Raw genomic sequence first — 14058 nt, forward strand, 5'->3', positions numbered from 1 at the left:
TGAAGTCCTATGACTTCCGCACAGATTCATCCCGTAACCCTGATTGGCGGCGGCCCCGGCGCGTGGGACCTCATTACCGTGCGCGGCATGCGCGCCCTGCAGGATGCAGAGGTTATTCTTGCCGATCACCTGGGACCTACGGCGCAGCTCGATAAGCTGTGTGATATTTCTTCCAAAGAGCTTATTGACGTCTCTAAGCTCCCCTATAAGAAGTCAATCTCGCAGGAAAAGATCAACGAGCTGCTCATCGAACACGCCCGTGCCGGCCGCAAGGTGGCCCGTCTTAAGGGGGGCGATCCTTTCGTCTTTGGGCGCGGCTTTGAAGAGGTGCAAGCGCTGGCGGATGCGTCTATACCCACCACGGTCATTCCGGGCGTAACCTCCGCCATTTCCGTTCCTGCGGCCGTAGGAATCCCGGTAACCCAGCGCGGCATCGTCCACGGGTTCACGGTGGTCTCCGGCCACCTTCCGCCCGGCCATGAGAAGTCCTTGGTGGACTGGGCAGCGCTCGCCCGCTCTGGCGCCACGCTGGCTGTCATCATGGGCGTGAAAAATGCCCCGGCGATTGCCAGTGCGCTTATCGGAGCCTCCCTCTCCCCCTCCACTCCCTGCGCCATCATCCAAGAGGGCACGCTTTCTACCGAGCGCGCCTATCGCTGCACCTTGGGTACCTTGGCGCAGACGATGGCCGAGCACGAGATTTCCGCGCCGGCGGTCTACGTCATCGGCGAGGTGGCCGGGCTGTAGCAGGCAGCAGGTAGCGGGTTCTCGAGACTTGGGTGGCCGGGGCCAACTTATGGCCGCGTTCTAGCCCATCGGAGGCGAGTTCTGCCCGATAACGTGGCCAAAGGGCGCGACGGAAGGGCTACGCGCGGTCAGCGGCGGGGCTTTCGGGGGCTTTGTCTTGCACGATGGTTACGCCAGACTTGCGCGAACCGTGGACGCGGTGGGCGGCGGCGACGCGCTCCGGATAATCCGGGGCATGGAAATCAGCATGGGCAGCCTCCTCAGCGTTTTCGGCTTCCAATTCCGCCGCACGCGCACGCCTAGTGCGCAGCGCGCCACGGATGGTGGCGGCCACACCAGCCGCGACCACGACTGCGATGACAACGGAGGTATCTGCTGCAGGCACTACCCAGCCAAAGTACGTCTCGGCACCGCCGATGACTTTGCTGATATTCAGGCCCACGATGGCCGTGCCGACGAGTCCGCCGAGCAGGACCGGGTTGATGCGGGAGATAAGCCACGCGGCGATGGGCGCGGTGATAGCGCCACCGATGAGTAGGGCAATGACTGCGGCCAAGTTGGCGACGATATCGTGCCAAAGCCCGACAATAAAGCCTGCGGTAGCGCCAAAGGTCACTAGGAACTCAGCGGCATTGACCGTACCCACAATACGGCGCGGCTGCTCGCGGCCGATAGCCATGAGCGTTGAAGTCGACACCGGGCCCCAGCCGCCGCCACCGGTGGAATCGACGAATCCGCCCACAAGACCGAGGCCGGCGAGAAACGGCGTGGAGTGGGTGCGCTTATAGGCGGAGCCACGGCGGCGCGGTTGGGAGAAACGCCAAATGAGGTTGGCGCCGATGCCGACCAAGATGAGTGCGGTCACCGGCGCGGCCGCCGCGGTGGAGATATTCGACAGCAACGTAGCGCCCAAAAAGGCGGCGATCCCGCCCGGCACGCCGAGACGGACCACGGTTTTCCAATCCACGTTGCCGAAGCGCGCGTGGCTCAATCCAGAGATGGCAGTAGTGCCAAGCTCAGCGGTATGGACGACGGCCGAGGCCTGCGCGGGACCGAGGCCGGCCAGCAACAACATCGTGGTGGAGGTGACGCCAAAGCCCATGCCGATGCCACCGTCCACGAGGTTGGCGGCTGCACCGGCGAGCGCGATGAGGATGAGGGTTAGCATGGCGCGAACACCTCCTGTGGGGCGCGGCGGGCGTGGTGAAAGCGATCTGCGACGAGGCCCGCGAGGTCAGTGCCAAGAGGGCGGTCGACGGTCGCGGGTACGCCCGCCAACCGGTCCAGGAGCAGGCCTTCGGTCACGAAGAGCGGGATCACGCGTACCTGGGCGGGATCTTGATGCTTGCGGCACAGGGACACAATCCCTTCGCGGCCACCGCGGGTGGCAAATTCCACCGAGACGGGCACGCCGGTGAGCGCGAAGGTGCGGTGGGCGAGATCACGGATGGCATTGTTAGCCGCGGTATCGGAGGAACCGACGGAGTAGATGACCACGTGGGCGTCGCCAGGCCGGGTACGGGAGGCGAGCACGCGGGCGAGGTCCTCGCCGGTGCCGAGCCCTGGGGCAAGGTGGAGGGACAAGTGAGAGGCACGGGAGGCGTCGGCAAGCGCGCGCGGGACATCCACACGCTGGTGGTAGCCCTGGGTAAAAAGCAGCGGAACTACAACGGCCTCGGTCTCCCCTAGCTGGGCGAGCTCGAGCGCGGCCGTGGTGAGGTCGGGCTCGTTGAATTCTAGGTGCGCCGCGCGAGCTGGGCGCAGACCCGCGGCCTGGGTCAGGCGCTCAATGCCGGCCGCGGCGCTCGGGTGTCGCGAACCGTGGGACAGGGTAATAAGTGCGGGCATGGGGACATCCTTAAGCCTCTGGCGCCGTGGTGTGGCCGCGGCGGGCAAGCGAGCGCTTCAGTGCTTCGTTAGAGGACACTGCCGGTGCGGGGGCTACCGGGGCATCATCTTGGCCGTGAAAGCGCACGGAGAAAATCCGCAGGCACTCCTGGCACTTCCAGGCAAAGTCATCTTCCTCATCCGGGAAGAGGTCGGTGCCTGCGCAATACGGGCAGAAGCTGGGATGGTTGCGGTTCGGGTTCGGCTGGCGGCGAAAATTCACTGCAAGTCCTCCTCCTTGGCGCGCAGAACCCAGTGGCGGAATTGTTCGCCTTCCTCGCGCTGCTCTTTGTATTTATTGACCAGGCGAATGACGTACTCGGGCACCTCATCGGCCACGACCTTATGGCCGCGCAGCTTGCGGCCCCAGTCCGGGGACAGGCCAAGGGCGCCGCCCAGGTGGACCTGGAAGCCCTCGACACGGTTGCCCTCGGAATCGGTGACGACCTGCCCCTTCAGGCCAATGTCCGATACCTGCGAACGCGCGCAGGCATTAGGGCAGCCGTTGAGCGCGATGGAAATCGGCACGTCTAGATCACCCAAGGTGTCTTCCAGGATGTCGACCAACTCGATGGCGCGGGCCTTCGTGGTCACGTGCGCGAGCTTGCAAAATTCCAGGCCGGTGCAGGAGATGACGCCGCGGCGGAATTCGGACGGCTGGGAGTACAGGCCGGTCTCATCGAGCGCGCGGGAGAGCGCCGGAATGTCTTCTTCCTCCACATCAAGGAAGAGCAATTCCTTCATCGGGGTGGTGCGAATGCGGCTGATGCCGAACTTTTCGGCCACGTCCGCAATAGCGATGAGCTGCTCGCCGGTGGCGTGTCCCACGGTAGGCTTTACGCCAACGTAGAACTTGCCGTCTTTCTGGCGGTGCACGCCCAAGTGATCGCGGGAGCCGGGCTCGACCTCCAGTGGGATGCCATCCAACAGCGGCTTGTCCAGGTATTCCTCCTCCAGCACTTGGCGGAACTTTTCGATGCCCCACTTGGCTACCAAGAACTTCAGGCGGGCACGGTTGCGATTGCGGCGGAAGCCATAGTCGCGGAAGATGCCGACCACGCCGGCCCACACCTCCGGCACGCGCTCTAGGGGAACCCAGGCGCCGAGGGACTGCGAGAGCATCGGGTTGGTGGACAGGCCGCCGCCAACGAAGCAGTCGAATCCCGGACCGTACTCGGGGTGGTTCACGCCCACGAAGGCGACGTCCTGAATCTCGTGCGTGACGTCCTGGCGGGAGTTGCCGGAGATAGCGGTCTTGAATTTGCGCGGCAGGTTATGGAATTCCTCGCGCGGCAGGTAATTATTCTTGATTTCTTCGATGGCTGGGGTGGCATCGATAATCTCGTCCTCGGCCACGCCGGCAACTGGAGAGCCTAAAATGACGCGCGGTACATCGCCGCAGCCCATGAGCGTGCTCAGCCCCACAGACTCGAGCTTGTCCCAAATGGTGGGCACATCCTCGATTTGAATCCAGTGCAACTGGATATTCTGGCGGTCCGTAAAGTCCGCCGTGGAGCGGGCATAATCGCGCGAGATCTCACCGACGGCGCGCAGCTTGGCAGGATCGGCACGGCCACCGTCGAAGCGCACACGCATCATGAAGTACTCGTCCTGCAGTTCCGCGTTAGATAGCTTGGAGGTCATCTCACCGCCCAAGTTCTGATTACGCTGTGTATAAAGGCCCAGCCACTTAAAGCGAGGGGCTAGGTCATCGGCTGGAATAGAGGAAAATCCCTGCTTGGAATAGATATCGATGACGCGCTGCTTAGCAGAAAGTCCGCCGTCTTCCTGCTTAATTACCTCATCGTTATTGAGGGGCTCGGTGCCGTCAATCTTCCATTGGCCTTCGGGCTTTTTAGCGCGGGGCGTGCGCTTGGTATTAGTCGCGGTGGTCATGGTGTAGATCTCAACCTGCCTTTCCAAAGTATTGAAAGACAACCTACCCGTCTAAAATGGGCAGACAAAGCGGTCTTTTTTATTTTCAATTAAAGAATCGCCATGACCTGCATGAACGGCAGTATGTTTTTAGAATCTAATTCAACTCCTTGCCGCAACCTAGACTAAACGGTTCAATTGCCAGAAAGATAAGCCACAAAAATGAACCTAGCGGTCTAGACCCCGCGATTGAGAGAAAGGCATTCACGCAGCATGAATCAGCCCTTGAAGGTAGCCGTCATCGGCGCAGGCCCAGCCGGCATTTACGCCTCCGATATACTGGTGAAAAAGACCGGCGGCGAGGTGCAGATTGACCTCATCGAGCAGATGCCCGCACCCTTCGGCCTTATCCGCTATGGCGTGGCGCCGGACCATCCACGCATTAAGGGCATCATCAAATCCTTACACCGGGTGCTCGACACCGAGCAGATTCGCCTGTTGACCAACGTGCACATCGGCCGTGACATCACCGTCGACGAGCTACAGCAGCACTACGATGCCGTAGTCTTTGCCACCGGCGCCGTGGGCGACCGCCACCGCAATATCCCTGGCGCGGACTTGGACGGCGTGCATGGCGCCGGCGAATTCGTGGGCTTCTACGATGGCAACCCGCGCTTCGAACGCGACTGGGATTTGTCCGCCAAGGAGGTGGCGGTCATTGGCGTGGGCAATGTGGGCCTGGACGTCTCCCGCATCTTGGCCAAAACCGGCGATGAGCTCAAGGTCACCGAGATCCCCGATAATGTCTACGAGTCCCTGGCCAAGAACCAGGCTGAGACCGTGCGCGTCTTCGGCCGCCGCGGCCCGGCACAGGCCAAGTTCACCCCACAGGAGCTCAAGGAGCTGGACCATTCCGAGTCCATCAACGTGGTGGTCTCCCCCGAGGACATCGACTATGACGAGGCCTCGCTGGCCGCGCGCCAGGAGAGCAAGTCCACCGACTTGGTGTGCCAGGTGCTCGAGCAGTATGCCATCCGCGATCCTAAGGAGGCGCCACACACCCTGCAGATCCACCTCTTTGAGCAGCCGGTAGAGATTTTGGGCGAGGACGGCAAGGTCAGCGGCATCAAAACCGAGCGCACCTCTCTCAATGGCGATGGCAGCGTGCACGGCACCGGCAAATTCACCGAATGGCCGGTGCAGGCGGTCTACTTCGCCACCGGTTACCGCTCCGATGCGGTCGATGGCGTGCCTTTTAACCAGGACAAGAACGTCATCAATAACGATGGCGGCCATGTCATCGATGCGGCCGGCGCGGTGGTGCCGGGCCTCTACACCACCGGGTGGATTAAGCGCGGCCCGGTGGGCCTGATTGGCAATACCAAGTCCGATGCCACGGAGACGATTGACATGCTGCTTGCCGACGCCGCCTCTGGCACCCTCCCCTCCCCCTCCAGCGCCGAGGATATCACCGAAGTCTTTGCTGAGCGCGGTATCGATTACCTGACGTGGCAGGATTGGCAGCGCTTGGACGCGGCCGAGCGCGCTCTGGGTGAGCGCGAGGGCCGCGAGCGTAAGAAGTTCGTGGAGTGGGAGGACATGGTCTCCCACTCGCGCGCCGAAGTTTAGCGGCGAATGATGGCAAGGACCTCGTCGACGATGGACTGCACCTCGTCGGCGGTCTTTGCCTCTACGTTGAGGCGCAGCAGCGGCTCCGTATTAGACGCGCGCACGTTGAACCATGCCTCGGTTCCCTTGAGCTCGACGGTCACGCCATCGAGCTCATCGACGGACTCAATCTTATCCGCCAGCTCATCCAGCACCGCTTGGGTAGCGGCCTTCTGGTCCTCCACGGTGGAGTTGATCTCGCCGGAAGCCTCGTAGCGGGAGTATTCCGCCATGAGCTCGCTCAGCGGCTTATCGGACTGGCCCAGAGCGGCCAATACGTGCATTGCAGCAAGCATGCCGGAATCGGCGTTCCAGAACTCCTGGAAGTAGTAGTGCGCGGAGTGCTCGCCACCGAAGGCGGCCTTGTGCTCGGCCATCTGCGCCTTGATGAAGGAGTGGCCCACGCGGGTGCGCACCGGGGTGCCGCCCTTTTCCTTAATGAGCTCCGGCACGGTCTTGGAGGTAATCAGGTTGTGGATGATGGTAGCGCCGGGGAACTTCTCCAGGTAGCGCTCAGCCACCAGAGCACAGATGGCAGACGGAGAAACCGGCTGGCCCTTTTCATCCACCACGAAGCAGCGGTCCGCATCCCCGTCGAAAGCCAAGCCAATATCGGCCTTCTGATCCACGGTGAACTTCTGCAGGTCTACAAGGTTCTTCGGGTCCAAGGGGTTAGCCTCGTGGTTCGGGAAAGTGCCATCGAGCTCGAAGTACAAATCGCGGACGTCGAAAGGCAAGCCATCGAAGACGGCCGGCACGGTGTGGCCGCCCATGCCGTTGGCGGCATCGACAGCTACGACGAGCGGCTTGGAATCCTCCAGCGGTACCAGCTTGCGCAGGAAGTCGGCGTAGCCGGCCAGAATCTCCTGCTCGGCAATTGCGCCCTCGGTGCCGGTGAACTCCGGGGTGCCGTCGATAAGCATCTGCTTAATCTGCTCCAAGCCGGTCTCCTGGCCCACCGGTACCGCGCCGGCGCGGCAGAGTTTAATGCCGTTGTACTTGGCTGGGTTATGGGACGCGGTAAACATAGCGCCCGCACACTCCAGGGAACCGGCGGCGTAGTAGAGCTCGTCGGTAGAGGTTAGCCCCAGCAGGGTCACGTTGAGGCCCTGCGAGGTCACGCCCTCAGCAAAAGCGCGCGCCAGAGACGGCGAGGACGGGCGCATATCGTGGCCGACTGCCACGGTATTTTCGCCTTCTTCCCGCAGGATGGCGGCAAACGCGGCGCCCGTATCGCGCACGAAGTTCTCATCGATATCTTCGCCCACCACGCCACGGACGTCATAGGCCTTAATTACTGCATCAAGATGCTCACGAGTTCGCATAACCTGCAATAGTACTCCCGCCCGCTGGGAAACTACCGCACCACGGGGTTCGTGTCAGTCCCCGTCCGGTTCCGCGGGCGCCGATTCATCGGGCACGACGGAAAGATGCGCGCGGCGCGCCTTTTTGGCATAAGCCACGCGACGGGTGCGAAAGACCGGGTGATTCGAATTGGCGGGGTCTGCCCCATCAAAGGTCGCGGAGTAGTCGATGGGGTCGGCACCGGAGCCGGCGCTGCGGTCATCGACCAAGCCGGTAGTCACGCGGCCATCTTCCTTGACGGCCTCTGCCAAAGCCATCAGGTCATCTTCCTCATCCAGCTCAATGCGATCCACACGCACCAGTTCCCAGCCCACTGGGGCGGAGATGCGGTCGCGGTGGGTGGCGCACAGATCCCAGCTGTGTGGGTTCTCCTCTTCCGCCAGCGGTCCAACGACGGCCGTCTGGTCCGCGTAAGCGTAGGTCAATGTCGCCACGGCGGGGCGGCCGCAGCCTGGGCGGGAGCAATGGCGAGAAATAGTCACAGCGCATAAGTCTAAACCCTTGGTTGAGATTTAGATAGTCTTCGCCCCGGCGTGGCTCCGCTAAATCCGGCCCGCCAGCACCTTAGAATCAGGGTCATGACCGCCGCTCGCCCGCATATCCGCCCCGCCCGCGACCGCCACGGCCACGGCATGCGCGGACCTCTCCTCCCCCAGCAGACCCCGCGCTACCGCAGCGCGCGCGAGCACTTCGACATGGCCGTATTGGAGGCCTATGCCCCCATCCAAAACGCCTTCGCGCCACAATTGCGTGGCCTCGACTTGGCCGTAGACACCATCCCGCGCATGCGGCTTTCTCCCGATATGACCGTACTACCGGATGAGATTATCGCCGATGGCCCAGTTCCCCTCGGCCGCGTGGTTCCCGCCGGTGTAGATTCCGAGGGCCAGCCCACCCGCGCGCGCCTGGTCATCTTCCGCATGCCTATTGAGCAACGTGCCTCTACCCCGTCCGAGCGTTCCGAACTCCTGGGCACCGTTATTACCGCGCTGGTGGCCAACTACCTCAACTTGGACCCCGAAGAAGTGGACCCGCGCTATAGCTGGTAGCCCCAGTAGGTTTCGCGGCAGCAGAAAAGCCCCTGGCCGCACATTGCGTGCTAGCCAGGGGCCTCACTGGACACCTTAATTATCCAATCTCGCGCTTGAGGCGGCGGCGCTCGCGGTCCGATAGCCCGCCCCAAATACCGAAGCGCTCATCGTGCTCCAGCGCGTACTCCAAGCATTCATCGCGTACCGCGCAGGCCTGGCAGATGCGCTTGGCCTCACGGGTAGAGCCTCCCTTTTCAGGGAAGAATGCTTCAGGGTCGGTCTGTGCGCACAGCGCCTGGTCCTGCCACTCCTGCTCGACGGCACCGAAGAGTTCATCGAGCGACATCTCTGCAGCAGCACCGCCACGGAGAATGGCGTTGTTATTAGCCATTTTGTCCACGCCTTTTCCTTTCTCCGAGGTTGGGTAATTCTCATCAGTGCGACCGACTGTACACCACATTCCCCTTGGGCAACCCCGCCGGGATGGTGTGGAAGTAACGGCGCCGGCCGCTGTTTCTTTCACTGATGTAATTTCACACCGGATCACTAAATATCGTCAACCCGAATTGGCGGCTTCTTCGCGCTTTCCGGCAAAAACGCAGCACACGATCCCCATCCGTCACATCTGTAACAACTGATCCCCTATGGGGGTGTAGGTAGGGGGTACTACATGTAGTGGTACCCCGTTTTTCTGTCAACAATTTTCAGGAAATTCCGGCGTGTCGCGCGCACAACGCCGCAAAGAAGGGATCCACCCCCTCCGCGCCCGCACTGATTCCGCACCATGTCGGCCGTTGCGGACAGGCGGGCTCGGTGGCCCATAAAAAGAGAGGCCGAACCGAGGCTCCATTGTCCTCAGTTCGACCTATGTCAGCTGGACCTAGTGCAGTGCCCAGACCACGGCGAAAGCGTTAAGCATCGGAGCTAAAACGCACGCCGGCATCGGGGATGGAAACGCCGGGGAAGACACGCATGCCGTCGAGAAGCTCGCAGCGTGCGCCGACGTGGGCACCTTCACCAATGACACAGTTCTCAATGACCGCGTTGGCGCCAATGTGGGCGCCGGAGGCAATGATCGAGTTGTGGATGATGGCGCCGGGCTCAATGCGCACGCCGTCGAAGACAACGGTGCCCTCCAGGCGGGAGCCCGCGCCCACCTCGGAGCCACGGCCCACGGCGGTACCGGATAGCAGCAGCACGCCACCGGCGATTCCGGCGGAAGGATCTACCAGGGATTCACCAGTCTTGCCCTCAATCAGCGGGGAAGGCGCGATGCCGCGTACTAGGTCGGAGGAACCACGGGTGAAGTCATCCGGGCGGCCCATATCGCGCCAGTAGGAGTTGTCTACGTGGCCTACAACCAGCCGGCCTTCAGCCAAGAGCCCTGGGAAGGTTTCGCGTTCCACGGAAACAACGCGGTTGGCCGGGATGGACTCGATGACGGAGCGCTTGAATACATAGCAACCGGCGTTGATCTGGTTGGTTGGCGGATCCTCGGTCTTTTCTAGGAACGCAGTAACTCGGCCGTTGGAGTCGGTCGGCACGCAACCAAACGCACGCGGGTCAGCCACGTTGAGCAGGTGCATGGTGACATCGGCGTCTTTGTCATGGTGCGTGGTGAGGATGCCTTCCAGATCCATGCCGGAGAGCACGTCACCATTGAAGACCATGACCGTGTCATTGCGCAGCTTGTCGTAGACGTTGCGGATGCCGCCGCCGGTGCCGAGCGCGGTCTCTTCCACCACGTACTCGATTTCTAGGCCCAGCTCGGAGCCATCACCGAAGTACTCCTCAAAGACCTCGGCCTTATAGGAAGTAGACATGACGACGTGCTCGATGCCGGCGGCCTTGATGCGGGCGAGCAGGTGCTGCAGGAACGGGTAGTTTGCCGTCGGCAGCATCGGCTTCGGCGTACCGATGGTTAGTGGGCGCAGGCGGGTGCCGCGGCCGCCGACGAGAATCACTGCATCCGTGCTGGCACCGTGGGTGGTGGCTGCTTCAGTCATAGTCTTCCTTATGTATGCGGACAGTTTTATTCTGTGATTTTCTGAGGGACAGTGTAGAGCGTATGGCGCGCAATCCAGTTCAACGGCACGCGCACCGAGCCTTAAGAACGTGCCGAGGCTGAGGCAATAAGCCCGCGGACTCGCAGGCCCAACCACAACGCGCCGCGCAGTGGGGCCTGCCACCATGCGGGGTGGCGGTCTGCCTGAAAGCGATAGGCGGAGTTGTGGTGGGCGCGCAGCATCGCTCCGGCGTGCGCTTGGGTGGAATGCCCCTTAGCGTGGCTGATGACGGCCTCTGGGCAAAAGATGTTTTGGTAGCCGGCGCGCGTGAAGCGATCTCCTAGATCTACGTCTTCGAGATACATGAAGTAGCGCTCATCAAATCCGCCAATGGCGTCGAAGGCATCCCAGCGCACAAGAAGGCAGGAACCGGATAACCATCCGGCTGGGCGCTGGGAGGTCATATCGGCTTCATCGCGGTAGGCGCGCGACCATGGATTGGACGGCCAGATCGAAGAAAAGAGTGCGTGCCCAATGCCGGTAGCCACGGTGGGCACGGCGCGGGCCGAGGGATAGTTGCTACCATCCGGCTCCACGATGCGCGGGCCCACGGCCGCAGCATCCGGCCACTGGCGGGCGCACTCAATGAGTTGATCAATAGATCCCGGGGTAAAGGTGACATCGGGATTGGAAATAAGGAAAAATTCCTCATCCACTCCACCGTGCTCGCGGGCGAAGCGGGCACCCGCATTCATGCCAGCGCCGTAGCCGATATTTCCGCCAGTATCGAGAAAGTCCACCCCGGCACGTTCGCGGGCGGCGGCCTCGGGCACGCCGTCGGTGGAGCCATTATCCGCAAGCACAACATTGGTGCCGCGAGCGCAGGCGCTCGGCAGGGAGTCCAAAAAACTACCGAGGTATTCACCGGGACTATAGGTCACGGTAATCACGGCCAGCGGGGATTGATTTGGTGTAGTCACAATGGCCCCGAGCTTAGTCACAGGCGCTCCTCGCACTGGGCAGGGACACTGCCCGAACACGCGAAATCGGACACGGATCACTAATTTTTGGCTTTTCTGCCCTAAACTGTCTCCAGATCCCCACCAATCTAGAAAGCCTCCACTTGTGACTTCTGAGAACACTCGCCGGGCGCGCACCATCCAGCCGGCGCCCTCTGCCGCTAGTGCGGTAAAGCAAAAAGGTTCCACGGCCATCAAGGCGATCGTGGCACTCCTGTCTGCCTTGATCCTGGTGGTATCTGGCGTGGGTTATGCCACCGTAGGCCGGTTGGATAGTGGCATGTCTTCGGCCACTGACTTGTCCCTAGACGGCCAGGGCTTGTCCGGTAACTCGCTCGATGGCGCAGTAGATATCTTGCTGGTGGGCAAGGATTCGCGCACCGATGCCAAGGGCAATCCCCTCTCCGAGAAGGAACTGGCGGACCTGCACGCCGGCGTGGCCGATGGTGAGGAAAATACCGACACCATGATGCTCATCCGCGTTCCGGAGGACGGTTCCCGCGCCACCGCCGTATCCATTCCGCGCGATACCTATGTCAAGGATCCGGACTACGGCAATATGAAGATGAATGCCGTCTTCGCCTCCCACAAGAACGCCAAGGTGGAAGAACTCGAGCAGGAAAATGCCGAGGCGGAGGCCAAGGGCAAAAAGAAGCCGCATTCGGATAAGGACATCGAAAAGCAGGGCGTCGAAGCCGGCCGCGAAGGATTGCTGGCCATGGTGCGCACCCTGACCGGTGTGTCTATTGATCACTACGCCGAGGTGGGCCTGTTGGGCTTTACTTTGCTCACTGACGCCGTCGATGGCGTAGATGTCTGCCTCAACGATGATGTTGATGATGACATGTCTGGCGCTAAGTTCAGCAAGGGCAAGCAGACCCTCGACGGCGCCAAGGCCCTAGCCTTCGTGCGCCAGCGCTATAACCTCCCGCGCGGCGACCTCGACCGCATCGTGCGCCAGCAAGCCTTCATGGCGTCCCTGGTCAATAAGATCCTGGACAATGACACCCTGGCTAATCCTTCCAAGCTGTCTAAGATTGCCAAGGCGGTAGAGCGCTCCGTAGTCATCGATGAGGGCTGGGACATCATGGGCTTTGTTACCCAGCTGGCCGGTCTGGCCGGCGGCAATGTCACCTTCACCACTATCCCGGTGACCTCCATCGACGGCCAGGGCGATTATGGCGAATCCATCGTCACCATCGATTCCGCCGAGGTCCACCGCTTCATGGATGACCTGGCCAAGACCCACGATGAAGCCACCGATGAGTCCAAGGCCGAAGATAAGGACAAGCAAGAAAAGGCGGACAAGGACAAGGACGTCGATCCGAATATCAATATTCACGTCCTCAACGCCGGCAATATTGATGGCTTGGCCTCCGGCATCGGCTCTTGGCTGGAAGGCAAGGGCTACACGGTGGAGCGTTCCGCCAATGCGCAGCCGGGCATCTACAGCGAGTCGCAGGTGGTCGCCGCCGATCCGACGAGCAAGGAAGCTAAGGCCCTGGCCAAGAAGCTGGGCGGGCTGCCGGTGGCAGAGAATCCGCAGCTCGATGACGACACCCTCATCGTGGTTGCTACCGATGATTACCAGGGACCTTCCGATAAGGAAGCCAGCGACCAGCAGCCGGAGGAAGATAAGTCCAGCCAGCCGGTTGGCACCCCAGGCAACGACTTCGGTACCGCCAAGGTTTCCCCAGAGATCGATGCTGGTGGCGACGGCCCGCGCTGCGTGAACTAGCACTTCTCCCCTACGATGGGCGGGTATGGAACTACTCGCCCATCTTTTGCGTGCCGATGCCGCCTCCCCGCGGCTTACCGTATACAACGAGTCCACCGGCGCGCGCATGGATTTTTCCGCACAAACGCTCGACAATTGGGTGGCCAAGATCGCCAATATGCTGGAAGAAGAGCTCGACCTAGAGGCGGATTCCACCATCGCTATCGATCTTCCTTCCTCGTGGCAGGCGGCCGTTGTGGCCTTGGGCGCCCTTGCTTCTGGCCCTTCCTATAGCTTTGGCGAGTCTGCCGCGCTTGCCGACGTCGTCTTTACCTCCCCTTCCCGCTACGCGGCCGCCCACGAGCGCCAGCCCCAGGCCGACATCGTGCTCATTAGCGAGAACCCCTTTGGCCGCGGCGTGGTCGAGTCCGGCGGGGAGCTTCCCACCGGCGCCATCGATTTTGGCCCCACCGTGCGCTTCTACGGCGATCAGTACTTCGGAGAAACCCAACCACTGCCCCAGCTTGTCGATGCCCCCGCTACCGCCGAGCGCCTACTTTCTACCGGCTGGTCCGATAATGAGTCTTTCTCCCGCGCCGTGCTCGAGCCCCTAGCCGCTGGCGGTTCCGCGGTCATCGTTGCCGGCATGTGCCCGGCCGAGCGCTTAGAGGAAATCGCCGCCAATGAGAAGGCCACCGCACGCCTCTAATTGTTTCTGTATGCAGGCTAGACCCAGATATACT

General features: G+C 61.7%; 14 protein-coding genes. 5 read left to right on the forward strand and 9 right to left on the reverse strand.

What is annotated here, in order from left to right; all coding sequences use genetic code 11:
- The first annotated feature begins 9 nt into the window (after positions 1-9).
- Complete coding sequence (cobA, locus tag QP324_RS08445) at positions 10-747, forward strand: uroporphyrinogen-III C-methyltransferase (RefSeq protein ID WP_284815586.1); 738 nt, start codon at positions 10-12, stop codon at positions 745-747.
- Positions 748-865: 118 nt separating this feature from the next.
- Here the strand turns inward: cobA and QP324_RS08450 are convergent, their stop codons facing one another.
- From QP324_RS08450 to QP324_RS08465, 4 genes are read right to left on the reverse strand one after another with little or no spacing between them, the layout of a single operon-like run.
- Positions 866-1915 carry a sulfite exporter TauE/SafE family protein gene (locus QP324_RS08450; RefSeq protein ID WP_250410736.1) on the reverse strand — a complete coding sequence of 350 codons (1050 nt, stop codon included), beginning with the start codon at positions 1913-1915 and terminating at the stop codon, positions 866-868.
- Complete coding sequence (locus tag QP324_RS08455) at positions 1909-2595, reverse strand: sirohydrochlorin chelatase (RefSeq protein ID WP_284815589.1); 687 nt, start codon at positions 2593-2595, stop codon at positions 1909-1911. The genes QP324_RS08450 and QP324_RS08455 overlap by 7 nt, the downstream gene beginning before the upstream one ends.
- Positions 2596-2605: 10 nt before the next feature.
- Positions 2606-2857: a hypothetical protein gene (locus QP324_RS08460; RefSeq protein WP_284815590.1), complete on the reverse strand. Its 252-nt coding sequence runs from the start codon at positions 2855-2857 to the stop codon at positions 2606-2608.
- Complete coding sequence (locus QP324_RS08465) at positions 2854-4530, reverse strand: nitrite/sulfite reductase (RefSeq protein WP_284815592.1); 1677 nt, start codon at positions 4528-4530, stop codon at positions 2854-2856. The genes QP324_RS08460 and QP324_RS08465 overlap by 4 nt, the downstream gene beginning before the upstream one ends.
- 252 nt (positions 4531-4782) lie before the next feature.
- Between QP324_RS08465 and QP324_RS08470 the strand changes: the two genes are divergently transcribed.
- Positions 4783-6138: an FAD-dependent oxidoreductase gene (locus QP324_RS08470; RefSeq protein WP_284815594.1), complete on the forward strand. Its 1356-nt coding sequence runs from the start codon at positions 4783-4785 to the stop codon at positions 6136-6138.
- On the opposite strand, the gene QP324_RS08475 is transcribed toward QP324_RS08470, so the two are convergent.
- Entirely contained in the window at positions 6135-7502 is a 1368-nt protein-coding gene (locus tag QP324_RS08475) for a phosphomannomutase/phosphoglucomutase (RefSeq protein ID WP_284767920.1), read from the reverse strand. The two genes, QP324_RS08470 and QP324_RS08475, sit on opposite strands and share 4 nt — an antisense overlap.
- Positions 7503-7556: 54 nt before the next feature.
- Complete coding sequence (locus QP324_RS08480) at positions 7557-8024, reverse strand: DUF3499 domain-containing protein (RefSeq protein WP_284815595.1); 468 nt, start codon at positions 8022-8024, stop codon at positions 7557-7559.
- 96 nt (positions 8025-8120) lie between these two features.
- Between QP324_RS08480 and QP324_RS08485 the strand changes: the two genes are divergently transcribed.
- The gene (locus tag QP324_RS08485) at positions 8121-8591 is read left to right on the forward strand and encodes a metallopeptidase family protein (protein ID WP_005322429.1); all 471 of its coding nucleotides are present in this window, start codon (positions 8121-8123) and stop codon (positions 8589-8591) included.
- A 79-nt stretch (positions 8592-8670) separates the two neighbouring features.
- Here QP324_RS08485 and QP324_RS08490 read toward each other — a convergent pair whose 3' ends face one another.
- From QP324_RS08490 to QP324_RS08500, 3 genes are all read right to left on the reverse strand, one after another.
- Positions 8671-8919: a WhiB family transcriptional regulator gene (locus QP324_RS08490; RefSeq protein WP_005528147.1), complete on the reverse strand. Its 249-nt coding sequence runs from the start codon at positions 8917-8919 to the stop codon at positions 8671-8673.
- Between the two features lie 565 nt (positions 8920-9484).
- Entirely contained in the window at positions 9485-10579 is a 1095-nt protein-coding gene (locus tag QP324_RS08495; RefSeq protein WP_239278732.1) for a sugar phosphate nucleotidyltransferase, read from the reverse strand.
- 101 nt (positions 10580-10680) lie between these two features.
- Positions 10681-11580: a glycosyltransferase family 2 protein gene (locus tag QP324_RS08500; RefSeq protein WP_284815597.1), complete on the reverse strand. Its 900-nt coding sequence runs from the start codon at positions 11578-11580 to the stop codon at positions 10681-10683.
- 124 nt (positions 11581-11704) lie between these two features.
- Here QP324_RS08500 and QP324_RS08505 point away from each other — a divergent pair, with 124 nt between their 5' ends.
- Together QP324_RS08505 and QP324_RS08510 are read left to right on the forward strand one after the other, a co-directional pair.
- The gene (locus QP324_RS08505; RefSeq protein ID WP_284815598.1) at positions 11705-13336 is read left to right on the forward strand and encodes an LCP family protein; all 1632 of its coding nucleotides are present in this window, start codon (positions 11705-11707) and stop codon (positions 13334-13336) included.
- A gap of 25 nt (positions 13337-13361) precedes the next feature.
- Positions 13362-14024, forward strand: coding sequence for a TIGR03089 family protein (locus QP324_RS08510; RefSeq protein WP_239278728.1), 663 nt, complete (start codon positions 13362-13364; stop codon positions 14022-14024).
- Positions 14025-14058 lie beyond the last annotated feature (34 nt).

This window comes from Corynebacterium sp. UMB0012, assembly GCF_030216265.1.
GTDB lineage: Bacteria > Actinomycetota > Actinomycetes > Mycobacteriales > Mycobacteriaceae > Corynebacterium.